This window comes from Epilithonimonas sp. KH_059, assembly GCF_057838485.1.
This window is the reverse complement of the sequence record NZ_CM174468.1, coordinates 1,797,178-1,823,358: the sequence shown is the minus strand read 5'-3', so window position 1 is coordinate 1,823,358 and position 26,181 is coordinate 1,797,178. Positions and strand designations below refer to the sequence as shown.

At 40.6% G+C, this 26,181-nt stretch carries 27 protein-coding genes; 18 read left to right on the top strand and 9 right to left on the bottom strand.

The features are described from left to right. Positions 1 to 8 precede the first annotated feature (8 nt). Positions 9 to 512, top strand: a complete 504-nt coding sequence (locus tag AC3IRX_RS08605; RefSeq protein ID WP_489209713.1) for a hypothetical protein — start codon at positions 9 to 11, stop codon at positions 510 to 512. 13 nt (positions 513 to 525) lie between these two features. Next, positions 526 to 1,302: an alpha/beta fold hydrolase gene (locus tag AC3IRX_RS08600; protein ID WP_489209711.1), complete on the top strand. Its 777-nt coding sequence runs from the start codon at positions 526 to 528 to the stop codon at positions 1,300 to 1,302. On the opposite strand, the gene AC3IRX_RS08595 is transcribed toward AC3IRX_RS08600, so the two are convergent. After that, entirely contained in the window at positions 1,276 to 2,301 is a 1,026-nt protein-coding gene (locus tag AC3IRX_RS08595) for a DHH family phosphoesterase (protein WP_489209709.1), read from the bottom strand. The two genes, AC3IRX_RS08600 and AC3IRX_RS08595, sit on opposite strands and share 27 nt — an antisense overlap. Before the next feature lie 221 nt (positions 2,302 to 2,522). On the opposite strand from AC3IRX_RS08595, the gene rpmH reads away from it, so the two are divergent. Together rpmH and AC3IRX_RS08585 are read left to right on the top strand one after the other, a co-directional pair. After that, entirely contained in the window at positions 2,523 to 2,681 is a 159-nt protein-coding gene (rpmH, locus tag AC3IRX_RS08590) for a 50S ribosomal protein L34 (protein ID WP_459084761.1), read from the top strand. A 146-nt stretch (positions 2,682 to 2,827) separates the two neighbouring features. After that, positions 2,828 to 3,541, top strand: coding sequence for a cell division ATP-binding protein FtsE (locus tag AC3IRX_RS08585; protein WP_489209706.1), 714 nt, complete (start codon positions 2,828 to 2,830; stop codon positions 3,539 to 3,541). 52 nt (positions 3,542 to 3,593) lie between these two features. Here the strand turns inward: AC3IRX_RS08585 and AC3IRX_RS08580 are convergent, their stop codons facing one another. From AC3IRX_RS08580 to AC3IRX_RS08570, 3 genes are read right to left on the bottom strand one after another with little or no spacing between them, the layout of a single operon-like run. Beyond that, positions 3,594 to 4,292 carry a tRNA1(Val) (adenine(37)-N6)-methyltransferase gene (locus AC3IRX_RS08580; RefSeq protein WP_489209704.1) on the bottom strand — a complete coding sequence of 233 codons (699 nt, stop codon included), beginning with the start codon at positions 4,290 to 4,292 and terminating at the stop codon, positions 3,594 to 3,596. Next, entirely contained in the window at positions 4,292 to 5,746 is a 1,455-nt protein-coding gene (locus tag AC3IRX_RS08575) for a sensor histidine kinase (RefSeq protein ID WP_489209702.1), read from the bottom strand. Before AC3IRX_RS08575 ends, AC3IRX_RS08580 begins: the two co-directional genes overlap by 1 nt. Further along, positions 5,733 to 6,332, bottom strand: coding sequence for a riboflavin synthase (locus AC3IRX_RS08570; RefSeq protein ID WP_489209700.1), 600 nt, complete (start codon positions 6,330 to 6,332; stop codon positions 5,733 to 5,735). The genes AC3IRX_RS08575 and AC3IRX_RS08570 overlap by 14 nt, the downstream gene beginning before the upstream one ends. 58 nt (positions 6,333 to 6,390) lie before the next feature. On the opposite strand from AC3IRX_RS08570, the gene pdxA reads away from it, so the two are divergent. From pdxA to AC3IRX_RS08530, 8 genes are all read left to right on the top strand, one after another. Continuing rightward, entirely contained in the window at positions 6,391 to 7,473 is a 1,083-nt protein-coding gene (pdxA, locus tag AC3IRX_RS08565) for a 4-hydroxythreonine-4-phosphate dehydrogenase PdxA (protein WP_489209698.1), read from the top strand. Between the two features lie 138 nt (positions 7,474 to 7,611). Beyond that, on the top strand, positions 7,612 to 8,169 hold the full coding sequence (locus tag AC3IRX_RS08560) for a YceD family protein (protein WP_489209696.1): 558 nt from the start codon (positions 7,612 to 7,614) through the stop codon (positions 8,167 to 8,169). A gap of 76 nt (positions 8,170 to 8,245) precedes the next feature. Further along, positions 8,246 to 8,449 carry a 50S ribosomal protein L32 gene (rpmF, locus tag AC3IRX_RS08555; protein ID WP_459084768.1) on the top strand — a complete coding sequence of 68 codons (204 nt, stop codon included), beginning with the start codon at positions 8,246 to 8,248 and terminating at the stop codon, positions 8,447 to 8,449. Between the two features lie 111 nt (positions 8,450 to 8,560). After that, positions 8,561 to 9,043, top strand: a complete 483-nt coding sequence (gene accB / locus AC3IRX_RS08550) for an acetyl-CoA carboxylase biotin carboxyl carrier protein (RefSeq protein WP_489209694.1) — start codon at positions 8,561 to 8,563, stop codon at positions 9,041 to 9,043. Between the two features lie 71 nt (positions 9,044 to 9,114). Beyond that, positions 9,115 to 10,470 carry an acetyl-CoA carboxylase biotin carboxylase subunit gene (gene accC / locus AC3IRX_RS08545; RefSeq protein ID WP_459084770.1) on the top strand — a complete coding sequence of 452 codons (1,356 nt, stop codon included), beginning with the start codon at positions 9,115 to 9,117 and terminating at the stop codon, positions 10,468 to 10,470. A 125-nt stretch (positions 10,471 to 10,595) separates the two neighbouring features. Continuing rightward, positions 10,596 to 11,849, top strand: a complete 1,254-nt coding sequence (gene rocD, locus AC3IRX_RS08540) for an ornithine--oxo-acid transaminase (RefSeq protein ID WP_489209692.1) — start codon at positions 10,596 to 10,598, stop codon at positions 11,847 to 11,849. A 9-nt stretch (positions 11,850 to 11,858) separates the two neighbouring features. Continuing rightward, positions 11,859 to 12,620, top strand: a complete 762-nt coding sequence (locus AC3IRX_RS08535) for a glycosyltransferase family 2 protein (protein WP_489209690.1) — start codon at positions 11,859 to 11,861, stop codon at positions 12,618 to 12,620. After that, positions 12,602 to 13,654 (top strand): WaaS/CpsH family glycosyltransferase, encoded by a 1,053-nt coding sequence (locus AC3IRX_RS08530; RefSeq protein WP_489209687.1) that lies wholly within the window; start codon positions 12,602 to 12,604, stop codon positions 13,652 to 13,654. Before AC3IRX_RS08535 ends, AC3IRX_RS08530 begins: the two co-directional genes overlap by 19 nt. On the opposite strand, the gene AC3IRX_RS08525 is transcribed toward AC3IRX_RS08530, so the two are convergent. Beyond that, positions 13,600 to 14,565, bottom strand: coding sequence for a glycosyl transferase family 90 (locus tag AC3IRX_RS08525; protein ID WP_489209685.1), 966 nt, complete (start codon positions 14,563 to 14,565; stop codon positions 13,600 to 13,602). The genes AC3IRX_RS08530 and AC3IRX_RS08525 overlap by 55 nt on opposite strands. Positions 14,566 to 14,646: 81 nt before the next feature. On the opposite strand from AC3IRX_RS08525, the gene gltX reads away from it, so the two are divergent. The 5 genes from gltX (at position 14,647) to trmB (ending at position 19,898) form a co-directional block, all read left to right on the top strand. Further along, positions 14,647 to 16,155: a glutamate--tRNA ligase gene (gene gltX / locus AC3IRX_RS08520; protein ID WP_489209683.1), complete on the top strand. Its 1,509-nt coding sequence runs from the start codon at positions 14,647 to 14,649 to the stop codon at positions 16,153 to 16,155. A 50-nt stretch (positions 16,156 to 16,205) separates the two neighbouring features. Next, complete coding sequence (locus AC3IRX_RS08515) at positions 16,206 to 17,162, top strand: acetyl-CoA carboxylase carboxyltransferase subunit alpha (RefSeq protein ID WP_489209681.1); 957 nt, start codon at positions 16,206 to 16,208, stop codon at positions 17,160 to 17,162. A gap of 214 nt (positions 17,163 to 17,376) precedes the next feature. Continuing rightward, entirely contained in the window at positions 17,377 to 18,201 is an 825-nt protein-coding gene (gene tsf / locus AC3IRX_RS08510; protein ID WP_489209679.1) for a translation elongation factor Ts, read from the top strand. 185 nt (positions 18,202 to 18,386) lie between these two features. After that, a complete protein-coding gene (locus tag AC3IRX_RS08505; RefSeq protein ID WP_489209678.1) occupies positions 18,387 to 19,196 on the top strand; it encodes a hypothetical protein in 810 nt (269 codons plus the stop codon). Positions 19,197 to 19,217: 21 nt separating this feature from the next. Further along, a complete protein-coding gene (gene trmB, locus AC3IRX_RS08500; protein WP_489209676.1) occupies positions 19,218 to 19,898 on the top strand; it encodes a tRNA (guanosine(46)-N7)-methyltransferase TrmB in 681 nt (226 codons plus the stop codon). Positions 19,899 to 20,242: 344 nt separating this feature from the next. On the opposite strand, the gene rpsB is transcribed toward trmB, so the two are convergent. The 4 genes from rpsB to AC3IRX_RS08480 form a co-directional block, all read right to left on the bottom strand. Then, positions 20,243 to 21,004 carry a 30S ribosomal protein S2 gene (rpsB, locus tag AC3IRX_RS08495; RefSeq protein WP_459084783.1) on the bottom strand — a complete coding sequence of 254 codons (762 nt, stop codon included), beginning with the start codon at positions 21,002 to 21,004 and terminating at the stop codon, positions 20,243 to 20,245. Positions 21,005 to 21,191: 187 nt separating this feature from the next. Continuing rightward, positions 21,192 to 21,578, bottom strand: coding sequence for a 30S ribosomal protein S9 (gene rpsI / locus AC3IRX_RS08490; RefSeq protein WP_459084784.1), 387 nt, complete (start codon positions 21,576 to 21,578; stop codon positions 21,192 to 21,194). A gap of 5 nt (positions 21,579 to 21,583) precedes the next feature. Beyond that, on the bottom strand, positions 21,584 to 22,039 hold the full coding sequence (gene rplM / locus AC3IRX_RS08485; RefSeq protein ID WP_459084785.1) for a 50S ribosomal protein L13: 456 nt from the start codon (positions 22,037 to 22,039) through the stop codon (positions 21,584 to 21,586). Positions 22,040 to 22,268: 229 nt separating this feature from the next. Next, complete coding sequence (locus tag AC3IRX_RS08480; protein WP_459084786.1) at positions 22,269 to 22,601, bottom strand: hypothetical protein; 333 nt, start codon at positions 22,599 to 22,601, stop codon at positions 22,269 to 22,271. Between the two features lie 143 nt (positions 22,602 to 22,744). On the opposite strand from AC3IRX_RS08480, the gene AC3IRX_RS08475 reads away from it, so the two are divergent. After that, entirely contained in the window at positions 22,745 to 26,125 is a 3,381-nt protein-coding gene (locus AC3IRX_RS08475; RefSeq protein ID WP_489209674.1) for a methylmalonyl-CoA mutase family protein, read from the top strand. Positions 26,126 to 26,181: the final 56 nt, after the last annotated feature.

The window sequence follows — 26,181 nt, the reverse complement described above, 5'->3', positions numbered from 1 at the left end:
AAAAAAAGATGAAAAATAGAGTCCCTGTCTTTTTCGCTTTTGCCCTACTTCTAGTGGCCTGCGAGAAGAAAAACACGTTATCCCCACTAGAGGTAGAAAACCAACGCATTGACTCCCTAAATATCGAGCGCCAAAAACACAATGAACAAATAGAGGCGCGCAATAAACAGAACCAATTTCCAAAGCTTAACTCGGAGGCTACCCTTTCCTTTCAAAGCGATGAGGCGAACTTCAAAGGCCCTATCAAGCTTGAAAATGTAGGGAGGGACTTATACAAAGTCTCGGGGAACATTACTCAGGGCAAACAAAGCCTCAAGATTAATGGGGAGCTTCAAAAGGTTTCCGCTAAATATATAAATTTCGAAGGGGAAATTAGCCAAACCCTTCCCAATTCATCCTACCGAAGAAATAAGAAAATGACTTTTGCTAGGGAAGGCAAACAAAATTATTATCGTCTACAAGACAAAGTCGGTGGCCAGGGTTTTGTAGAGTATATTGATATTCACTTTTAAAACTAAACTTCGTATGCTACATTTCACTCAACAGGGGGAGGGCCCTCAAACACTAGTCTTGCTCCATGGGTTCATGGAAAGCACTGCGATTTGGCAACTTATGTCCCCTTTTTTAAGCAAGGAATTCACGGTGGTAAGTATCGATTTGCCGGGTCATGGCGAATCTCAGCCACTTCACGAAGTAAACTTGATGGAAAAGATGGCCAAGGACGTGATGGAAGTCCTGATTCATTTGCAAAGGAAACGGGTGCACCTCCTAGGGCATTCCATGGGTGGATACGCTGCCCTTGCCTTTGCGGAACTCTACCCTCAATCCTTGAAAAGCTTAACTCTGTTCTTTTCCAGTTATTTTGAAGACAGTGCAGACAAAAAAGACCAACGTACAAGAAGTCTAAGAGTCATTTCAGAAAACTACAAATCCTACGCAAATGCAGGGATACCACCCCTATTTAGCCCGTATGAATTGAAGGCATTATCAGGTCCTATCCAACTCGCAAAAGAGGTGGCGCTCGCCACTCCTGTGGAGGGAGTTCTCGCTAGCGTAAAAGGAATGATTGAGCGTCCTAATAGGAAAGCTGTAATCGAAGAATTAGATTGCAAAATCATGTTTATTCTTGGTAGACACGATCAGGCGATTGAATCCGATAAGCTCTACAAGGACCTTCCTCAAAAGGCTAATATCAAAGCCTATGTTTTAGATTGCGGACATAACGGTCACTTAGAAATTCCTGAGGTTTGCGCACAGGTCATAAATCATGAACTCTTAACCAATACCGCTATCGCCCCATGATTCGGACACGATTAGATTCTTGAATTTCTCAATGGTCTTTTGAATGGTTTCATCATATCTTCCGCCTGCAGCATTGATGTGACCTCCCCCATTAAAATGAGCACGTGCAAATTTGTTCACATCCACATCGTCTTTCGATCGAAATGAAATTTTAATGAAGTCTTCGTACAGATCTTCCATGAAAAATACCGCCATTCTAGATCCTAAAATACTTAACCCATAGTTTACAAATCCTTCGGTATCCCCTTTCTCAAACCCATAGGATTTCAATTCCTCTCGGGTCAAGTATAAAATGGCAACTTGTCCGTCTTTTACCATCTCCATTCTTCCCAACACAAGCGATAGAAGTTTTAAACGAGACACCGAATTCGTGTCCCAGGTTTGACTGGAAATTAAGGATGGATCTGCACCATGGTCGATTAAATTGGCAACGATTCGGTGGGTGGTTGCGCTCGTTGAGCGGAAACGAAATCCTCCTGTATCTGTCATAATCCCACAATAGAGACACTGCGCAGCCTCTACTTGAATCAAGCTTTCCTGCTCCAAGGCCTCAATAAAATGATAAATCATTTGCGAGGTGGCCGGCACCTTCGTATCCGAATACACAAAATCAAATTCATCCGGTTGCTGATGATGATCAATTAAAATTTTAACACCCTTTGCTCTGTCAAGCCAAGGACCCACAAGATTGCCTAATCGGTGAGAAGCATTGAAGTCAAGAATAAACAAAACCTCTGCCTCTGCCACAAGATCCCATGCTTTTTTGCGTTTGTAATCCGCAATGGTTATCTTTTTCGCCTCCGGCATCCATTTCAAAAACTTAGGGAAATCATTCGGTACAACCACCTCAGATTCAATTCCACGAGCTCGTAAATAATGCTTAAGCCCTAAGGAAGAACCGATGGCATCACCATCTGGATTGTAGTGCGTTAAAATCACGATTTTCCTTTCGGGAGTTAGTAAAGTATGAATATCGAGAAGCTCGGAGGGTGTAAACATAGACTAGGTTTTTTGCAAAGGTAACATTTTCTTAATTCTAAATTTAAGTGAGACAGGGCAAGAAAATGAGTCTATAATTCAATTCGTGCTCCCGAGCGCTCTCTCCTTAGTGGCTAGCTAGAATTCTTTTCTTTTTTCAAATAAAGTTTGTAGGGTATAAAATAATTTGTATTTTTGCATTCTGAAAATCAAGAGATAGTTTTACACTAAAGATATTAGAAATGAGCAAAAGAACATTCCAACCATCAGAAAGAAAGAAAAGAAACAAGCACGGTTTCAGAGAAAGAATGTCTACTCCAAACGGTAGAAGAGTTTTAGCTGCAAGAAGAGCTAAAGGTAGAAAGAGCTTGAGCGTTAGCTCGGTTCGTGCGAAAAGATAATTCTTTTACGATTCACATACTTATGCTTGAAAAAGAAATTTTTCAGGCATTTTTTGTTGTTAATTTTTCCTAAAAACTATAGTAAATTTAGAAGTTTTCTCTATTTTTGACGAGCTAAGTTTACCAACCTCAGCCCCAATAATAAAATGCCACACAGTAACCTATCCGGAGACAATATTATTAGTCTAAGCCGCGCAAGAATTGCACAAAAGAGTTTTACCGTTTTAAGCGACGTCAACCTGAACATTAAAAAAGGAAGATTCTGCTACCTAATTGGAAAAACAGGATCTGGAAAAAGCTCCCTTTTAAAGACTCTGTATGGACATATTCCTTTGCAACAGGGCCAGGGCAACGTGGCGGGCTACAACTTGGAAGAACTGAAGACTTCCCAAATACCGGATTTAAGAAGAAAATTAGGGATCGTATTCCAAGATTTCCAATTGCTTCCAGATCGAACGGTAGAAAAAAATTTAAAGTTTGTTCTTGAAGCTACCGGCTGGAAAGAAAGCAGTGCTATTCAAGACCGAATTGACGAGGTCTTAAGCAGCGTGGGAATGAAAAGCAAAAAGCATAAAATGCCCCACGAACTCTCGGGTGGTGAACAGCAGCGGGTTGCTATTGCCAGAGCCCTTCTTAACCATCCTCAGTTAATTCTTGCGGACGAACCCACAGGAAACTTAGATCCTGAGACGTCCAATGAAATCATGACGCTTCTTAAGCGCGTCGCAATGGAAAACAATTCTGCTGTGGTTATGGCCACTCACGACTACCACATGATTCAAAATTTTCCGGGAGAAGCAATCAAATGCGAAGATGGAGAAGTAAGCGTGATGGACACTACAGAATTATTTGAAGCCTAAGGTTCAAAGTTTTTCGTTGTTAAGGCTATTTTTTCGAAATAGATAGCTTTTTTTAATCTCGATTAAATAGATGAAACTCTTTTGTAAGTTCAAGGTACTGCTTTGAAAATACGCGTGGCTTTTCTTCTACGGTTAGATTTTCCTTGATGAGATTTTGTTTTTCAAATTTAAATTCGAGAACGACTCTTACGATAGGACCGCTAGATACTCCTTGAACCGAAACCATTCGCACTAAGTGCAGACCAGCCTGAGTAGCAGACTCAGTGAACTCGGTAGTAAATTGACTTGGAATCACCACACTAAAGATTCCGTTGGGAGACAGATGCCTTCTGACCCCTTCAATTAATTCCGGAAAATTAAGATTTACAGTTTGCCGTGCAACTCTGTCCTTGATAGAGTCATTAGGTGAAAAATAAGGCGGATTTGAGACAATCAAATCGTACAGAGTCTCCTGAGATAATTCTTTGAAATCCTTGTGCTGGACGCTTAATCGCGCGGAGAAACTCGAGGCCTGAAAATTCTCCTTCGCGAGAAGTGCTGCCTTCGGATCAATATCGATAGCCACTATTTTCAATTCTGAATTACGCTGCGCAAGCATTAGTGAAATAAGACCTGTGCCTACGCCTACTTCCAAGGCATTTTCACTCTGGGCGACACTCACTAAAGCTCCAAGCAACACCCCGTCTGTCCCCACACGAAAAACCTCACGCGACTGTTTAATCTCAAATTTTTGAAAACGGAAAGGCTTCATTAAAGATTCGTAGGTAAAGTCACAATAAAACGGCTAAACTTTCCAAGCTCTGACTTCACATGAATCTCACCCTTGTACTCCTCCACCATTTTTCTGACCATGGTTAAACCAAGACCCATCCCTGAATTTTTAGAAGTGAAGTTCGGTTCGAATATTCGGTCAAACATTTCCTTTGGAATCCCCACTCCATTGTCCTCAACGGAAATGGTGATACGCTTTTGAATTTGCTCCAGATCTACATTAATTATGGAGCGCCTTTCATCGTCTGCAGCTTGTCTCGCATTAGTGATTAAATTCGTTACAATTCTATTTAAATAGATTCGATCCATTTTCACTTGAATATCCTCGCGATTGGCATGGACGAAAACATTATCGTCATTAAAGATGCGTATAATGCTATGAATCTCCTTGTTGAGACTAAATACCTCGTCGTGCTTATCCGGCAATTGCGCAAATTGTGAGAAAGCTGAAGCGACCGTAGCGACCAAATCAATTTGTTCGACCACCGAATCGCTCATTCGCGCTACTTTCTCCACGATGTCCGGATCATTAGGATCAAATTTGCGGCGAAAATTCTGAATGGTAAGCTTCATGGGAGTAAGAGGATTTTTCACTTCATGAGCCACTTGCTTTGCCATTTCTCTCCAAGCTCTTTCCTTCTCCGTGAAAGAAAGTCGTTCCTTTTGCTCTTGAATTTTAAGAATCATCTTGTTGTACGATTTCACAAGAGAACTTAATTCGTCATTTTTATAATATCGAATCGGCTTCAGATCTTTTTCAAAAAGCGTAAGCTTGTTGATCAGTCCTGAAAATTTGGTTAACGCCTTGGTTAAATTCTTAGAAATTCCCCAACTGAGCCACAGCGAGAAAAGAATAATAAAAATATTAACGAGTAAAATGTACTTCGCGTACTTGTACATTACATTTAAATAGGCAGAATCGCTATGATAATATGGGAAATAAACAATCCCGATAGGCTCTAATGTATTGTTCTTAAGTATCATATAAGACGACACGACATTCGCCTTGATTCGGTTGTCAAAAGTAGTGAAATCCACACGTCGGTCCGCTGCAAGTACGGCATTCAAAATAGACAGAGGCAAACGCTCATTTTTGACACGCTCACTGTCTTTATTGGAAACCAAGTATTGTCCCTTAAGATCGTAAATGATTATATCCGCTTTATTAATATCTGAGATCTCATAGATCTTATTGCCCAGTACTCGAGGTAAATCTTCGGAAAAAAACTGTTGATGACTTACAGCGTAGTCCAGCGAAGCCATCAGGGCATCCGATTTTGCTTGTTGCTCTGTCAGATTCTGCTCAATCGCATTGTTTTTCAACAGAACAAAGGAAAGGATGGATGAGGCGATGCTACTCATCAAACAAACGATCATAAAGCCCCAAAAAACTCGATTTCGTAAACTATATCCTTTGTATTTACTTAATGGCATTCTGTCTTGAAATTAATTTAGTCACGTATTTTCCAATGATATCAAATTCAAGATTAACCTTTTGTCCCACCTTTAATGTATGCATGTTTGTAAACTCCCATGTATAAGGAATTAGCGCTATAGAAAACTCAGAATCCATACTTCGAGCGACCGTCAGACTAATTCCATTCACCGTGATAGAGCCTTGCGCCACGGTTAGAAACCCAAAGGATTCGTCGTAACCAATCCGCACTAAATAACTACCCTCCACATCTTCTATGCCTAAAACGGTTCCGGTTTGATCCACATGACCTTGCACTATATGTCCATCAAGACGTCCACCTAATACAGTGCAACGTTCTAAATTCACTTGCGACCCTAATTCCCACTCTGCTAACTTGGTTTTTGTAAGCGTTTCCTCAATCGCGTTCACGACATAGCGATCCTCCTCAATGGCTACCACCGTCAGGCAACAACCGTCATGAGCCACGCTTTGGTCTATCTTTAACTCCCTTGTAAAAGGGGAGCTCAGAGTGAAATCCACGTTGCGCCCATTGCTTTGTATTTTCTCCACTCGACCAAGACCTTCAATTATTCCCGTGAACATATCGTACTTTTTGTTAATTTTGTATCTTTCAAATTCTTTTCAAAGATAATAATAAACTATGAGTTCTAAATATCCAAAAGTGCGAGTCGGTATATCGGTAGGCGATTTTAATGGGATCGGCCCCGAAATTATCATGAAAACTTTAAATGATAAAAACATCACCGAATTTTTCACTCCGGTCATTTTCGCCTCAGGAAAGCTTTTCACGTATCAGAAAAACATTTTCAAGCTACAAGTCAATTTCAATTACATCACGGAAGCCTCCCAAGCCCAGGAAGGCAAATTAAATATGGTGAACCTATGGAAGGACAATGTCAACGTCCAGTTAGGCACCCCCACCGATGAATCTACAAAAATGGCCATTGACTCCTTGGAGGCAGCCACTCGCGCCTTAAAAGAAGGAGATATTGATGTTCTTGTCACCGCTCCTATAAATAAGGACGAAATGATTAAGCACGGCTTCGCCTATGCAGGTCACACCCCGTACCTAGAAGCACAAATGGACAAAAAAGGCCTAATGTTTCTCGTGACGGAAGACCTTAAGGTAGCCGTATCCACTCATCACATACCCCTTTCGGAGGTGGCTCAAAAACTTTCCAAAGAGCTCCTAAAAAAGCAGATTCGTATTTTGAACCAATGCTTAATAGAGGACTACCAAATACAAAAACCCAAGATTGCGGTACTCGGACTAAACCCACATGCGGGTGACGGTGGCACCATTGGATCCGAAGAAATAGAAATCATTCAACCTGCGATTAACGAAATGTTCGAGAATGGAATCTTAACCTTTGGTCCCTTTCCTGCAGACAGTTTCTTCCAGCCTGAGAAATACAGACACTACGATGCCGTCTTAGCAATGTATCACGATCAGGGTCTCGCTCCTTTCAAAACCATTGCCTACGAAACAGGAGTTAATTACACGGCCGGACTTCCTTTCATTCGTACTTCACCGGACCATGGAGTTGCTTACGACATTGCAGGGCAGGGCATTGCGGATGAACGTAGCTTCACTGAAGCCGTTTTTACTGCGGTAAAACTCTTCAAGAACAGAAATGAATATAACGACCTCATGTCAAACCGATTAAAACCTAGAAGTACAAATAAAGACCATGGAATTGACGAAGATGTTCCTAGTCATTAATCCTTGCAAAGGCAGTAAAAAGCAGGGATACAGCACAGGCAAATTAATAAATTTGAAGCCCTCAGTCTCAAAAAGAGTATTTGCCACTAAATATATTTGCTAAATCAAAAAAAATGCATATTTTTGCAACCTCATTTTATGGACAAATTTAGAAACTACGAAGTAGTCTTTTCCGGACTGAAAAACGGAAAACATAAGTTCCAATTTGAGATAGATCAATCGTTCTTTGAACTACATGAAGCGGAACAAGAGTTTACTAATCCAAGATTAGTAGCAGAAATCCTAATGGAAAAGCACACCACTTTTCTTGAATTTTGGATCGAAGTCCACGGGCCAGTCGCCTTAGAGTGCGACATAACAGGCGAAATATTCGACTACGAAATCAACCCTGAGTTGAAATTGCTAGTGAATTTCGGTGAGACCTACGACGATAGCAACGAGGAAGTCATTACGATTCCATCGAGCGACCACGCCCTTAATATGGCGCAAATCTTATACGAGATGGTCGTGCTTTCGATTCCAATGAAGAAAATCTCTCCTTCGATTGCGCAGGAAGATTGGGAACTTGTCGAGCGTTATGCATTGTTTGGTGAAGAAGAAGCGAAAGAATCAGAGCAGAAGGAAATAGAAGAAAGTGAGCCGCAAGAAGTAGACCCTAGATGGGCAGCGCTCAAAAAATTGAAAGACAAAAATTAAAAATAAATATTTTAAATAGATGAGATGAGATACGATAGTCCTCTCTCATCACTCATCAATTAAAAAATAATTAGAAATGGCACATCCAAAAAGAAGACAATCCAGCACAAGAAGAGACAAAAGAAGAACCCATTATAAAGCAGTCGTTCCTCAATTGGCGAAAGACGCAACCACTGGTGAAATGCACTTATACCACAGAGCACACTGGCATGAAGGGAAACTTTACTACAGAGGTAAAGTGGTAATGGAAAAAGAAACCGAAACTACAGAAGAAAACTAGTCGCCAAAGCGATAGTTCTTCAATTTTATACAAAAACCACTCATTTTTATTAAAAATGAGTGGTTTTTTGTTGTTTTTTTGTATTTTTGGACAATATTCAAATAACAAGTTATGGACATTAAAGACATACAAAATCTGATCAAGTTTGTGTCAAAATCGGAAGTATCCGAAGTGAAGTACAAAACGAAAGACTTCGAAATTACTATCAAGACTCCTCTTGGTGGAAATGAAAATGTAGGATACGCAGTGCAACCGCAAATGTATCAACAGCCGGCCCCTGCACCCGCAGCGCCAGCCCCAATTGCAAACAGTGCACCCGCGAGTGAGCCTGCTGCAAACACTGAAGACAGTAAATATGTCACCATTAAATCGCCAATGATTGGTACCTTCTACAGAAAACCTTCTCCAGATAAAGAAGTATTCGTGAATGTAGGAGACGCGGTTACAGAAGGCAAAGTCGTTTGCGTCATTGAAGCCATGAAACTTTTCAATCAAATTGAATCCGAAGTTTCCGGAAAAATTGTCAAAATTTTAGTAGACGATGCCACTCCTGTGGAATACGACCAACCTTTATTTTTAGTGGATCCATCTTAAGGAATCATTTAGACTTTATCGATCGAAATTAAAAAAGATCGGAAATTACTAACTTAAATTATTCAAAAAAGATGTTCAAAAAAATACTTATCGCAAACCGAGGAGAAATTGCCATGCGCATCCTTCGGACTTGCAAAGAAATGGGAATCAAAACGGTCGCCGTTTATTCCACGGCGGACAAAGATAGTTTGCATGTACGATTTGCGGACGAAGCGGTTTGCATCGGACCTGCAATGAGCAAGGATTCCTACTTGAAGATCCCCAATATTATTGCGGCAGCGGAAATCACCAATGCCGATGCAATCCATCCTGGGTATGGGTTCCTTTCTGAAAACGCTAACTTCTCACGTATTTGCGCTAAAAACAACATCAAGTTTATTGGTGCGACTCCAGAGCAAATCGAAAGAATGGGAGACAAAGCAAATGCGAAAGCAACCATGAAAGCAGCAGGGGTTCCTTGTGTTCCTGGATCTGACGGACTTATTGACTCCTACGAGGATGCCGTTCGAATTGCAAAAGAGACCGGTTACCCTGTCATGATTAAAGCGACTGCCGGCGGCGGAGGAAAAGGAATGCGCGCAGTATGGAAAGAGGAAGACCTAAAAGAACATTGGGAATCTGCGATTCAAGAAGCGGTTGCCGCCTTTGGCAACGGAGGAATGTACATGGAGAAACTCATTGAAGAGCCAAGACATATTGAGATTCAAATTGCGGGCGATCAATACGGAAAAGCCTGTCACCTTTCGGAAAGAGACTGCTCTATTCAGAGAAGAAATCAAAAATTGGTAGAAGAAACACCTTCTCCTTTTATGACCGATGAATTGCGAAACAAAATGGGGGATGCGGCCGTTAAAGCTGCAGAATTCATTGCGTATGAAGGAGTGGGAACGATTGAATTCCTGGTGGATAAGCATAGAAATTTCTATTTCATGGAAATGAATACGCGTATCCAAGTGGAACATCCCATTACAGAACAAGTAATTGATTACGATTTAATTAAGGAACAGATTTTACTTGCGGCGGGCACACCCATCCAAGGAAAAAATCACTTCCCTAAATTGCATTCCATCGAATGCCGTATAAACGCAGAAGATCCCTATAACGAATTCAGACCAAGTCCAGGAAAAATCAAGGGCCTAAACATTCCAGGTGGACATGGGGTAAGAATGGATACACACGTGTATTCAGGTTACTCTATCCCTTCGAATTACGATTCCATGATTGCAAAACTTATTACAACCGCACAAACCCGAGAGGAAGCGATTGCTAAAATGAAGCGCGCATTGGATGAGTTTTACATTGAAGGAATTAAAACCACCATCCCTTTCCATCGTCAACTTATGGACGATCCTGCATTTTTAGCTGGCGAATACACCACTAAATTCATGGAATCTTTTGTGATGAGCAAAGAATACGAAATGCAATAAGAGTTCCTTGTGAACCCAAAGCAATTTCAATCCATACTTTAGAACATAGGCCGGCAATCCCTTATAGGAAGCCGGCCTTTTGTTTACTACTCAATAAAATAATTAATCTGTAAAAATAGAAACCCATGTCCGAAAACACTTCTCCAAAAAAGAATTCACAGTATTACATCGATCTTGAAAACCAATACGGTGCTCACAATTACCATCCCCTACCGGTGGTTCTTGAAAAGGGAGAAGGTCCGTATGTCTGGGATGTAGAAGGTAAAAAATATTACGATTTTCTCTCTGCTTACTCTGCCGTAAATCAAGGGCACTCTCATCCTAAAATCGTAAAGGCCCTAGTAGACCAGGCGCAAACTCTTGCCCTTACTTCTCGCGCTTTCTATAACGATCAATTGGGTCATTATGAAAAAACAATTACCTCACTCTTAGGATACGACAAAGTGCTCCCAATGAATTCCGGAGCAGAAGCCGTGGAAACGGCCGTAAAAATAGCTAGGAAATGGGCTTACGAGAAAAAAGGAATTAGTCCAAACCAAGCGAAAATCGTGGTTTGTGAAAACAATTTCCATGGACGGACCACAACCATTGTTTCGTTTTCAAACGATCCCGATGCATTCACAAATTACGGTCCATTCACACCCGGATTTCTCAAAATACCCTACGACGATATCGAGGCTTTGGAAAAAGTACTTTCCGAGCAGGGTGATTCCATTGCCGCTTTTCTAGTGGAACCTATCCAAGGAGAAGCCGGAGTTTATGTACCTAAAGACGGATACTTAAAAGCGGTTTCAGAACTTTGCAAAAAACACCGTGTACTTTTTATTGCAGACGAAGTCCAAACGGGAATTGCTAGAACTGGAAAATTAATTGCTTGCCACCATGAGGACGTTCAACCGGACATCCTTGTTTTAGGAAAAGCACTTTCTGGCGGAATGTACCCCGTTTCCGCTGTACTTGCTGATAATTCCATTATGGAAGTAATCAACCCAGGACAGCACGGAAGCACCTTTGGAGGAAATCCAATTGCCTGCGCCGTGGCGGTGGCAGCACTTGAAGTGGTTATAGACGAAAAACTTTCCGAGAAAGCGCAAAGTTTAGGAAACTATTTTAGAGCAGAAATTCAAAAACTAGTGGAGGAGTCTGATTTGCTTACCGCAGTACGAGGCAAAGGACTCTTAAATGCCATCCTAATCAACGATACGCCCGATTCTTCCACCGCATGGGATTTATGTGTAGCCCTTAAAGAGAATGGACTCCTCGCAAAGCCTACTCACGGGAACATCATCCGTTTGGCACCTCCTTTGGTGATTACAGAGAAACAATTGGATGAATGCATGGAAATCCTTAAAAAGACGGTGCGCGAATTCAAAGCATAGTATTTAAAAATGAGCGAAAAAATCAGTGGCCTCATTATCACTTTTAACGAAGAAGCAAATATCAAAGAAGTTTTAAACTCTTTTGATATATGCGATGAAATTTTGGTCATTGATTCTTTCAGCTCTGACAAAACCGTGCAATTCGCTAAGGAGCACCCCAAAACGAGGGTGATTAGCCATTGCTTTCAAGACTTTTCTTCTCAACGTAATTTTGCCCTGTCAGAGGCAAAACACGATTGGGTCTTATTCCTCGATGCAGACGAGCGTATTGCGCCCAATTTACGCGCTGAAATTCTAGACACACTTCAAAGCCCAAATAAAAAAGACGCCTATTATTTCTATCGATTGTTTTTCTTTGAAAACAAACCCATTCGGTATTCGGGCACTCAAAAGGATAAGAATTTTCGATTGTTTCGAAAATCCAAATGCCATTACATTTCAGAAAAATTAGTTCATGAGACCCTTCATGTAGAAGGAGAGATCGGAGTATTGCATAACAAACTACTTCATTACTCTGTACGAGATCTAAAGACCTACAGAGCTAAAATGGCGCATTACGGGCAGTTGAAAGGCAAAGAACTTTTTCAAAAGCAAAAGCGATACAATCCTTTTATTCAGGGAATAAAAACTGCTTTTCGGTTTTTCAAAATCTATGTACTGAAGTTAGGATTCCTAGACGGAAAAATAGGCCTTAGAATCGCACAGTTACAAAGTAAATATGTCTACCAAACTTACGAAGCTCTTCGAAACGAATGGAAAAACAAAAAGTAATCATTTTCGGCGCCCCTACCGCTTACAATGTAAGTAACGAAATCAAAAAGAACTTAGACCATTTAGGGTTTAAGGTCATCGACATTTCCTTTCCTCAGGAGTTTACTTACAAAAGCAAGATTCAAAAACTTAGTAACTTTATTCGTAAGACCTTATTTCAAGACCGGGATTACAAAAACAGATTAAGGTTTAAACCTTTCAAAGCGAAGTTTGAAGCAGAAATTAGCAATCTACCGCAAAAAGCCGATTTTGCACTTTTTATTCGACCTGACTGCTTTCCAATCGGGTTTCTAAAATGGACTTTAGCGCATTGCGTAACCACGTGCGCTTACCAATGGGATGGCATTGATTTGTTCCCCCAAGTAAAGCTATACATTCCCCTATTCGATCGGTTTTTTGTTTTTGACCCTGCAGACCTAAAAAAAACGAAGAATATACTTCCCGCCACCAATTTCTATTTTGATTATCACTCCCCTTTCCAAGGAGAAGCAGATCCTAAGGTGGTTTACTTTGTAGGAAGTTATTTCAAAAACAGAATGGATCCGATCGAGAAAATCATCGAGCGAATCCTATCCGCGGACTTTGTTCCCAAAATCCACCTTCTGACAAAAAACAGTTCCATTGTGCAGCAATACAAACACTGTGGAGCTCTGTTTATAGATTCCTTTATAAGCTTCGATCAAAACCTAGAAAATGTAAAGAAGGCTGGAGTTCTAATAGACTTTGTGAACGGGAGACATGATGGGCTTTCTTTCCGAACTTTTGAAGCCATTGGCCATGAGAAAAAACTAATTACGAACAACGCTGAGGTCAAAAAATACGAATTTTATCATCCCGATAATTTCTTTGTTTGGGAAGAGCATTCCCATTTTGAGGGTCTGGAAGAGTTTTTAAAAAGACCTTACCGTACTCTAGATCCAACTCTAAAGCAAAAATACAGTTTTACCAACTGGATTCATTACATTCTTGAGTTACTTCCTTATGAGGCGATTGAACTTCCCGTTTTATCCTTGGGCAAGCACAGTTCAAAATAACGCTGCAATACCAGTAGATTACACAAATCTTCACTTTTCGAATTCAGGAATTGAGCACTATGCAATTGGGCTTTCTCTAAGATCTTCAGGCAGTCCGCTGGGTTTTCGATGTAATAGGTGAGCTTCTCTATTAAATCGGAATAATCGTCCTTTATCTCAATATAATGCACGCCTCCAATTAATTTACCTTCCATAAACCAGGTTTCGTATTTGGGTCTAGGCATCACCGCAATCGAATTTGACGACATGATCCATTTTAGATTGGTTGCCACGTCATTCCCTTCTAGACTAAGAATGAATTTAAAATCCAGATGGTCTTTAATCGAAATTTTAGGTCCTACCCAATTCGGATTTCCTCCAGTTCCATTCACTTGTCTTAAATCCGTTAAAGGATGAGCAAAATACTTCTTAAAAAACGCGTAGCGATGCTCTTGGAAGATTGCGCATCGTCCGATGAGAAGATCCTTTTTCTCAAGAAAAGGCTTGTCATTTTCCACATGAATAAAATGCCTTGCTCGATTTAGCTTTAAAAGAACACTATTTTGATTGTCCCCTTGGATGGGTCGGCTCTTGACCACAGAGGGAGTACTTGGCACTTCAATGACATCTCCAAACACATAATCGATAAACCGATCCAGTCCAAAATACCGCGCATAGCGATACGTATCAAAAAAATACGACTTCGGGGTTCTTGGTTTCAACAAATCTCTCACCTGGGTTTTCCCTTCAATCGTCTTTGGTTTATCGATACGATTGTAATACGCAACCCTTTGTTCAATGGCAGCAAGCTGGCTCTCAGAAAAGCCAAATTTAAGCCCTGAAATTTTAGCACTAGCCTTCCTAGTGGGCAAACGATCGGTTATAAATCCCCTAACGTAAAACAAAAATTTATTTTGTTTGTGAATTTTCATGTGCAAAAATTGAAATTGTGCAAAGCTACCCAATTTTTTACAAGCTTAAATTAGTAAATTTGCAACTTAACATTATTTCTCATGAATAAAGTAAGAGTGCGATTTGCACCCAGTCCCACAGGCCCGCTACATTTAGGAGGTGTACGAACGGCTTTATACGATTACCTGTTTGCGAAAAAAATGGGAGGCGATTTTGTTCTTCGAATTGAAGACACAGATACCGCTCGCTATGTACCCGGTGCCGAGCAATACATTCTCGAGGCCTTAGAATGGTGCGGTCTAATCCCAGACGAAAGCCCAAAACACGGGGGTTCTTATGGTCCTTACCGCCAAAGCGAACGTAGAGAAATATACGATAAATACACAGCTGAAATTCTGAAAACAGATTACGCATACATCGCTTTTGACACGCCAGAAGAACTCGATGCCGTCCGTAGTGAATACGAAAGTCGTGGGGAAGTCTTCGCTTACGATTACTTTACAAGGACGCGACTCAAGAATTCTCTTTCGCTTTCTGAAACGGAGGTTCAAGATCTTTTGGATCAAAACACTCCGTATGTCGTTCGATTTAAAATGCCTGTTGACCGAATCTTGCAACTAGACGATATGATTCGAGGTCGATTTGCTGTCAATACAAACACATTGGACGACAAAGTACTTGTGAAGAATGATGGTATGCCTACCTATCACTTCGCAAATATTATTGACGACCATGAAATGAAAATATCGCATGTAATTCGTGGAGAAGAATGGCTGCCCTCTTTAGGACTCCACACTCTACTCTACGAAGCCATGAATTGGGAAGCGCCCAAATTCGCCCATCTATCTCTCATCCTAAAGCCAGAAGGCAAAGGAAAACTTAGCAAGAGAGATGGTGATAAATTTGGATTCCCGGTTTTCCCAATGGACTTCAAAGATCCCACCACAGGTGTGGTCTCAAAAGGCTACCGAGAAGAAGGGTATTTCCCCGAATCCTTTATCAATTTCCTTGCTCTGCTGGGATGGTCTGCAGCCGATGATAAAGAGATTCTATCCTTAGAGGATCTTGTCCAAGAGTTTGATCTTGAAAAAGTCCACAAAGCAGGAGCACGTTTTAGCAAAGAAAAAGCAGAATGGTTTAACCATCAATATCTACAGATCAAATCAGAACTGGAAATCCTTACCTACTTAAAGGCACTACCTGAAGTCAAAGAAAGTGAACTTCCAGACGATAAGCTTCTCAAAATAATTAACCTTATGCGAGAAAGAGCTACGTTTGTGAAAGACATCTATCATAACGGTCAGTTCTTTTTTGAAAAACCAACAGAATACCAAGAAAAGGCACGCAAAAAAGCTTGGGGCGAACAAAGCAGTACTTTACTTAGTGGACTACACCAGGAACTTGAGGGGCTTGAATTTGATTCCCAAAGCCTGAGTGCCGCTTTGCATTCCTACGCGGAAACCCAGCAAGTGGGCATGGGCAAACTCATGATGCCACTTCGCTTGGCACTTGTGGGTGAATTAAAAGGACCCGACGTTCCAGACATCATGGAGATCCTAGGGAAGGCAGAAACCAGAGCTCGAATCCAGCATGCTTGCGAGACCCTATAGAAAAGTCCGCATTATTTCTTACATTTGACGATAAATTGAGTACAACTTAAATGGAATATTTAGAATTTGAACAGCCTATAAAAGAACTGATGGATCAATACCAAGCTTGCGCCCTTTTAGGGGAAGAAAGTGGTGTAGATGTTCAGGTTGCTTGTGGCCAAATCGAGGAAAAAATCCTTGCTAAAAAGAAAGACATTTACGAGAATCTTACTCCGTGGCAGACGGTACAGCTCTCAAGGCATCCGGACCGCCCCTATTCACTTGACTTCATAAATGGAATTGTAGACGAAGGATCTTTTCTAGAACTTCACGGGGACCGCGGATATGCAGACGACCTCGCTATGGTGGGTGGACTCGCCAAAATAGACGGCAACAGTGTAATGATTATAGGTACCCAGAAAGGACGCACCACCAAAGAACGTCAACAAAGACGTTTCGGAATGCCTAATCCAGAAGGATACCGCAAAGCACTTCGTTTAATGAAGCTAGCTGAGAAGTTCAGCATTCCTGTCATCACTCTACTCGACACACCCGGAGCCTATCCTGGACTAGAAGCGGAAGAGAGAGGCCAAGGAGAAGCGATCGCAAAGAACATTTACGAAATGGTTCAACTTAAAACGCCTATTCTCACGTACGTCATTGGCGAAGGTGCGAGCGGCGGAGCCTTAGGAATTGGAGTGGGCAATAAAGTGTTTATGTTACAGTATACATGGTACTCTGTTATCGCACCGGAAAGTTGCTCTTCTATCCTATGGAGAAATTGGGAGCACAAAGAAGATGCGGCCAATGCTTTAAAGCTGACTCCAAAAGATATGCTCAAAAACAAAATCATTGATGGAATTGTAGAAGAACCTTTAGGGGGAGCGCAATACGACCCAAAAATGGCTTATCAAAATTTAAAATCCTCTGTTCTTGAAAACCTTGCTTTCTACAAACACATGACTCCGAAAGAGCTTGTGAATCAAAGACAAGACAAGTTCGTAGAAATGGGAGAATGGAAGGGATAGCCTTCAATAAATAAACAAATTGTTCAAAGCCGAAGAAATCTTCGGCTTTGTCTTTTTCTTGGCCGGGCGCTCTACAAAATCAAAAAAACAACTTTTTAACACCTTGAAATTAACCCCATAAGCGCCTATATTTTTTGCAGATAATTTCTTATCTTTGCAACGCTCTAAAACAGAGCTCTATTTTACTTATTTTTTAAAATAAAACCGTAAACATATGTACACACCAGTAGCTGCAGACGTAGCAAAATTAAGAAACACCACCGGTGCCGGAATGATGGATTGCAAAAAAGCTTTAGTGGAAGCAGAAGGCGACTTCGATAAGGCAATTGATATCTTAAGAAAAAAAGGACAAAAAGTAGCTGCAAACAGAGCAGACAGAGAGTCTACTGAAGGTGCAGTAATCGCTAAAGTAAACGAAGATGCAACACTTGGTGCTATCATTTCATTGAATTGCGAAACCGATTTCGTTGCTAAAAACGAAGCGTTCATCTTGCTAGCAAATGAATTAGCAGAACAAGCAATCTTCTATTCTACAAAAGAAGAATTCTTAGCCTCTGAATTCCATGGTTTAACCGTTGCTGACAAATTGATCGAACAAACCGGTGTCATCGGAGAAAAAATTGAAATTGGTGCATTCGAAAGAATTGAAGGACCATTCTTAGGAGCTTATATCCACGCTGGAAACAAAATCGCTGCGATCACTTCTCTATCTGCGAATGTAGAAGGAGCTGCAGAAGTTGCGAAATCCGTTTCTATGCAAGTAGCTGCAATGAACCCAATTGCACTTGACGAAACAAAAGTATCTCAAGATACCATCGAAAAAGAATTAGAGATTGAAAGAGAACTTCTTGTGAAAGAAGGAAAACCTGAAAACATTATCGACAATATTCTTAAAGGTAAAATGCAGAGATTCTACAAAGACAATACTCTTGTTCACCAAGCGTATATCAAAGACGGAAGCCAATCGGTTGCCACGTATGTAAAATCAATCAATGCAGACCTAAAAGTATTAGGATTTGTAAGAATTGCATTAGGATAAATTCGGAAGATTTTCGAGAAATTTTAACTCTGCCAAAAATGGCAGAGTTTTTATTTTGTTATCTTTGAATACTACGCATAGCAAAAAAAGAAAGGACCAATTGCAGATAATTTTTGAGTTTCTATAATTAACTTTCGAGCTCAAAATCAATCTAAAATGACATCCACTAACCCCTAACTGTTCTAATGTACAAGACCCTACTTCTCTCTTTTCTATTTGCCTTTTCCTTTGTGCAGGCGCAAACGTTCAAGGGTCAGATCTTCATGCAGGAAAACTCTGCGATCTACTTAAACCAAGTGTATGTGACGAATCTAAACGATCAGCATTCGGTACTTTCCAATTACAACGGCGAATTTGAAATCGAGGCAAAAATTGGCGATTTAATTCGTTTCACTTCCATTCTCTCTGAAAGAAAAGACATCACCATGGATGCTCGCACCTTGAGTTCCGGATTAAATATCATACAGCTCTCTCCTATGTACCATACGATTCAAGAAGTTATCATTGGTTGGAAACCCACAGGTAACTTACGTCGTGATGTACTTAGCTTAAAAGAGAACGAAAAGAAACTGGCCATTCAAAACATGCTAGGACTCCCTACCCCTAAACCGCAAAAGGGTCCTGCCCTCGATCCCATTGCAGGTTTTTCAGGAGGTGGACTCTCCTTTAATTTAGGAAGCGTTTACGAGCTTTTCTCTGGGGATCGTAAGAAAAAGCAAAGACTCTATGATTACGAGAAAATGATGGTAGGAATTAAGGATATAAAAAACTACTTAGGTCAAGACTATTTTACACGAATGAAGATACCTGCAAACATGATTGATAATTTTCTTCAGTTCGTCTATTCCTCAGACAATCTAATCCCTTTCATTGAAACGGGCAATTTAGAGTCCACGAAAGTCTACATCGAAAAATACCTGCCGATCTATCAGAAAAGGCTTAGAGATTCAAATTTATCGAAGTTCACTGATGAGAAATCTTTACAATCTTCTTAAATTTGCACACGAATATAAAACATGGGTAAAAAAAACAAACAGGCACGTTTTGCCGAAAATAGAATTCTTCCAAATGTATTTCAACCCACAAGAGAAGAAGCGCTAGAAGGCTATAAATTAAAAGGAAAATGGAGAGAGCAAGTCTTCAAAAATGACAATCCACTCGTTTTAGAGCTGGGTTGCGGAAAAGGAGAATACAGCGTAGGACTGGCCAAGGCATTTCCAGATAAGAACTTCATAGGAATCGATATTAAGGGTGCTAGATTTTGGTTTGGCGCTAAGGAAGCATACGAGACTGGACTCTCCAATGCTGTTTTTCTAAGAACTCAAATTGAACTGATTGATGGGTTCTTCGAAGAAAATGAAGTGGATGAAATCTGGATCACTTTTCCAGACCCTCAAATCAAATATAGAAGAACGAAGCACCGCATGACTCATCCTGAGTTTTTGGAGCGTTACAAAAAAATTCTAAAAAAGGACGGCATCATGCATTTGAAAACCGATTCAGAGTTTCTGCACGGCTATACTTTAGGTCTTCTCCAGGGGCAAGGACATGAAATTCTCACAGCACATCATGACATCTATGGTGCACCAGAATATGAACCCAACACGCCCTTACTACGTGAAATCCAAACTCATTACGAACAGTTATTTTCGGCCAAAGGAAAGACCATTACGTACATTAAATTTAAAATTCATTAGATCGAATTCTATCTAAGAGAATTAAATAAAAGAAGCCGTCTCAAATTGATTTTGAGACGGCTTTCTATTTTATTATTGTGAGTACCATCCTAAGTCATGTCTTAGGCTACTGAATTTTGAGATCATTGTGGGTGATTAACACAGGTGAAATCTCAGGAAAACATGAAGACCAAAGCACATTGGTATATCATGCAAAATGAGTGAGCTTCAGCTAAATCCTATTCCAAAAAGGATCACACTTTCCGACACGAATAAGAAATAAAAATATCGACTGCAAAGTCTCTACAAATAAAAACCGTCTCAAAATTATTGAGACGGTTTCGTATACTCAGAAAATCAAATTCTTACTTTGCATCAAAGTCAGTGTCTGCATCAGCAGAAACCTTTGCGCCTTCTTCTTTTGATTTTTCTTTCTCTGCTTTTCTTTGAGATTGCCCTTCTTTGATTGAATCTGCAACTACTGATAAAAGCATATCAATAGATTTAGAAGCATCATCATTTCCAGGAATAACGAAGTCAACTTTTCTAGGATCAGAGTTTGTATCTACGATACCAAACACAGGAATACCTAATTTTTTAGCTTCTGTTACTGCAATGTGCTCTCTCATGATGTCCACTACAAATACTGCAGAAGGTAGTCTCACCATATCAGAAATTGAACCTAAGTTCTTTTCTAAATTGGCTCTTTGTCTATCAACTTGAAGTCTTTCTTTTTTAGATAAAGTTTCGAAAGTACCATCTTTCTTCATTTTATCAATGTGGTTCATCTTCTTAACAGCCTTTCTAATGGTAACGAAATTCGTTAGCATTCCTCCAGGCCATCTTTCTGTAATATAAGGCATATTAAGTTCCGCCGCATGTTTTGCTACGACTTCTTTCGCTTGCTTTTTAGTTGCTACGAAAAGAACTTTTTTACCTGCAGAAGTGATTTTTTCTAAAGCGCTACACGCCTCGTCTAATTTCACTGCTGTTTTATGTAAGTCTACGATGTGAATACCGTTCTTCTCCATAAAAATGTATGGAGCCATATTTGGATTCCATTTTCTGGTCATGTGACCGAAATGTACACCTGCCTCTAAAAGGTCTTTAACATTTGCTTTTGCCATGTCGCTTTCTTATTTTTAGTTTACATTCCGCTATTTTGCAATCAACAACACTTTAGATGGGAGTGAAGTTTGGGTGCTAAACTAAACGGGGCATTTATTAATAATAAATAAATTGCTTAGGTTCTGAAATTTCCATCGGAAACCAAAAGGGTTCCTTGAAAAATCCCATAGGGCTAAGGCTTGAAAATTAACGTTTAGAGAATTGGAATCTCTTTCTTGCTTTCTTCTGTCCTGGTTTCTTTCTTTCGACCATTCTTGCGTCTCTAGTAAGAAGACCGTGAGGTTTAAGAGCAAGTCTGAACTCTGCGTTAATTTCGCAAAGAGCTCTAGATACACCTAAACGAACAGCTTCCGCTTGACCGGTATTTCCTCCACCAAATACATTTACAGTAACGTCGTACTGTCCTGCAGTTTCGGTAAGTAAAAACGGTTGGTTCACTTTGTAAACCATAACATCTGTAGAGAAGTATTCTTTAGCATCTTTTCCGTTTACGATGAAATTACCAGAACCTGGTTTCACATAAACTCTAGCTACTGAAGTTTTTCTTCTTCCAATTTTATGAACTGTAGACATATTAATTATTTAAATTCGTTAACATTAATAGTTTTCGGCTGTTGAGCTTCGTGCTTATGTTCAGTCCCTTCATATAGATAAAGGTTCTTGTAAATAGCAGAACCCAATTTGTTTTTTGGAAGCATTCCTTTTACGGACTTCTCCAAAACTTTCATTGGATCTTTCTTTAATAGCTCTTCAGCTGTCTGCGACTTTTGTCCACCTGGATAACCTGTATGCCAGATGTAGGTCTTATCAGCCCACTTGTTTCCTGAAAGGGTAATTTTACCAGCATTCAAAACAATTACGTTATCTCCACAATCAACGTGGGGAGTAAAGTTTGTTTTGTGCTTACCTCTCAAAATCTTTGCAACCGTCGAAGCTAGTCTTCCTAACGGTTGTCCTTCAGCGTCTACCACAACCCATTCTTTATTAGCGGTAGCCTTGTTAGCTGAAACGGTTTTGTAACTTAATGTATTCACACTTTTTCGTTTACGATTAAACATATTTATCCCTTTACGGGTGTGCAAAGGTACACTATTTTTTTAAAATTGGAAATATTTTATTGAATGCATTTCAAGAAATAACTTGAAATTTAAGACTCTAGGTCATTTCAACCCTTTTGAAGAGCACTACACCGCATCTCAATTCAAAAGTGAGGAGAAGAACTCAGCAGCTTCCTACCCTTTCTATACCTTGTGAGCCCCAGAATTAGTTTCGTAGCGACTTGCTCGGTCGAAAACTAGCAATTAAATAGTAGGCAACAAAGACGGTCGAAAATTTAATCACAGATGGAACCGCAATTTCAAAATCAAAGAATATAAATCCAAGTGCAACAAGGAGTACAATCCCAACAAGGGAAAGCCCTAGTTTTTTTGCGAGCGGCCAACTTGGTCGATCTACAAAGTAGGCCATAGCCCAACCCAGTCCAAACGCAAACGCATTGTACAGTGCAATACTAAATTCTGTATTCCCTAGTAAATAATAGTTAAATAGAAAACTTACCACGGTACCAATGAATAGGCATGCAATCGTATTTCGCATAGATTTATTTTTACAAAGATAATACTATTCTTCTAGAGGCTCCAACACTAAATTCTCAGTTTTGAATCCTATAGAAACTGGAAATTGCGGCTTTACTCCTGAATTCATATCTTTGAAGCATTGACAAATCGTTTAGATTATATATGGAAAACAAGCAATACCAACCGAAAAATAAAGTTAGAATCGTGACCGCGGCCTCCCTCTTTGATGGGCACGACGCTGCGATTAATATCATGCGCCGAATGATCCAAGCCACGGGATGCGAAGTCATTCACCTTGGACACGACAAGTCTGCGCAAGAGGTCGTAAGCACAGCAATTCAAGAAGACGCAAACGCAATCGCTCTGACATCCTACCAAGGAGGCCATAACGAGTATTTCAAATACATTTACGATCTGCTTCGTGAAAAAGGATCTCCCCAAGTGAAGATCTTTGGCGGAGGTGGAGGTGTGATCCTTCCAAGCGAAATCAAAGACCTAGCAGACTACGGAATCGATCGTATTTATTCTCCAGACGACGGGCGGGAACTCGGACTTCAAGGAATGATAGACGACCTAGTATCGAAATCAGATTTCCCAACGGGTGAATCCGTAGAGGTTAGAGATCTTGAATCTCTTCAATTCGAAGATTCAAAATCCATCGCTCATATGATTTCTGCGGTCGAGAACTTTTCGGACCAAAAATCTGATCTTGTTGCAGCCTTGAAAGAAAAAGCAAAAACGTGCGAAGTTCCCATTTTAGGAATTACAGGAACAGGGGGAGCCGGAAAATCGTCTCTAACCGATGAAATTGTAAGACGCTTTTTGCGAGCAAATCCGGAGCAAAAGATTGCCATCATTTCCGTAGATCCATCCAAAAAGAAAACAGGCGGCGCTCTGTTAGGAGACCGAATCCGAATGAACTCCATTCACGATTCGCGCGTATACATGCGTTCCATGGCCACAAGAGAGAATAACGTGTCTGTTTCCCCATATATCCATTCCGCTATTGATGTTCTTAAGATCGCAGGACCAGATTTAATCATCCTCGAAACTTCTGGGATTGGACAAAGCGGATCTGAAATTACAGAAATCGCAGACGTTTCGCTCTATGTAATGACGCCTGAATACGGAGCTTCTACACAGTTAGAGAAAATAGACATGCTTGACTATGCAGATTTTATTGCCTTAAACAAATCGGATAAGCGAGGAGCGCTCGACGCTCTACAAGCCGTTAGAAAACAATACCAACGCAACCACGTGCTGTTTGATAAACCATTAGATCAAATGCCTGTGTACGCAACCAAAGCAAGTCAGTTTAACGATTGGGGAATCACCCAGCTCTTTAATGACCTCATTGAAAAACTCAATTCGAAAATTGACGAACTCTATCAAAACCACGACACTAAATTCAGCCCTTATATCGAGCATAATCACGTACAGGATTCCGTAGTGATTCCTCCAAGCCGTGTGCGCTATCTTTCCGAAATTGTGGAGAACAACGATAGATTCGAAAAGGAATTACAAGAACAGGCCGAGATTGCAAAAAACCTCTACGTTCTAGAAGAGACCAAATCGTTACTAATAGACGATGCAGAGACCCAAGAAAAGCTCCAAACCCTTCAAGACATAACGAGAAAAAATTTGCTTTCGGAGAACCATGAGTTTTTAGAGAACTGGGATACCTTCAAAAAAGAAATGGACCAAGATTCATTCACTTACCTTGTTAGAGGGAAGGGCATCACCGTAGAAACAAAATCCAAAAGTTTATCAGGACTTGACATACCTAAAATTGCGCTTCCTAAATTTAAAGATTGGGGAGATCTTATTTGGTGGAAAGGAAAAGAAAACGTCCCAGGGAAATTCCCTTTCACAGCGGGAATCTATCCTTTTAAAAGGACAGGAGAAGACCCGACAAGAATGTTTGCCGGAGAAGGAGGGCCAGAAAGAACCAACCGTAGATTCCATTACGTTTCTGCCGAAATGCCAGCGAAAAGACTTTCAACTGCATTTGACTCGGTAACTCTTTACGGACAAGATCCGGCTTTACCTCCTGACATTTATGGAAAGATCGGAAATGCAGGGGTATCGATTGCCACCCTTGACGACGCTAAAAAATTATACTCCGGATTTGACCTGGTGGATTCTCTCACGTCAGTCTCCATGACAATCAACGGTCCCGCACCGATGTTGTTATCTTTCTTTATGAACGCTGCAATTGATCAAAACTGTGAAAAGTACATCGAGGAAAACGGACTTTGGGATCTAGTCGAACAAAAATTGAAGGCCAAATTTGATGACCAAGGACTAAAAAGGCCTTCTTATGAAGGTCCAATCCCAAAGGGCAACAATGGCCTAGGACTAAAACTTCTTGGTCTCACTGGCGACGAGGTTTTAGAGAAAAAACAATACGAGCAAATTAAGGCACAAACCATTGCCCAAGTACGTGGAACCGTGCAGGCTGATATTTTAAAAGAAGACCAAGCACAAAATACTTGTATTTTCTCCACGGAATTTGCTCTTCGACTTATGGGAGACGTGCAAGAATACTTCATTTCCGAAAAGGTGAGAAATTTCTATTCGGTTTCTATTTCAGGGTATCACATCGCAGAAGCAGGTGCAAATCCAATTTCGCAATTGGCCTTTACCTTAGCTAATGGATTTACTTACGTAGAGTACTATCTATCACGAGGTATGGACATTAACGCCTTTGCGCCGAACTTATCGTTCTTCTTTTCTAATGGAATCGATCCGGAGTACGCCGTCATCGGAAGGGTGGCAAGACGAATTTGGTCCAAGGCAATGAAATTAAAATACGGAGCAGACGAGCGTTCACAAATGCTCAAATACCACATCCAAACTTCAGGTCGTTCCTTGCATGCACAGGAAATTGATTTCAACGATATCCGTACTACCTTACAGGCCCTATACGCGATCTATGACAATTGCAACTCACTGCATACCAATGCCTACGACGAAGCGATTACAACCCCTACGGAAGAGTCCGTGCGTCGCGCTATGGCCATCCAATTAATCATTAACAAGGAACTAGGACTTGCCAAAAACGAAAATCCACTTCAAGGTTCTTTCATTATAGAAGAATTGACCGATTTAGTAGAGCAGGCTGTTTATCTTGAATTCGACCGCATTACGGAACGAGGAGGAGTGCTTGGCGCTATGGAAACCATGTACCAACGTTCTAAAATTCAAGAAGAATCTATGCATTACGAATGGTTAAAGCATACTGGGGAATACCCACTCATTGGGGTGAACACCTTCTTAGGCAAGGACGGATCTCCTACGATTCTCCCAAGAGAAGTGATTCGTTCCACAGAAGAGGAGAAGCAGCACCAAATTGAGAATTTGGAGGTTTATCAAAAATCCAATGAATCTCAATCGGGAGAATGGTTAGAAAAACTTCAAACGGCAGCCATCAATCAACAAAACCTCTTCGAGGTGATGATGGAAGCAGGCAAATATTGCTCTCTTGGTCAGATTACAAATGCTCTATTTGAAGTAGGTGGAAAATACCGTCGTAACATGTAAAACCTTATAAGTAGGTTTTATCTTAAAAGCTATCCTTCAGGGGTAGCTTTTTTAGT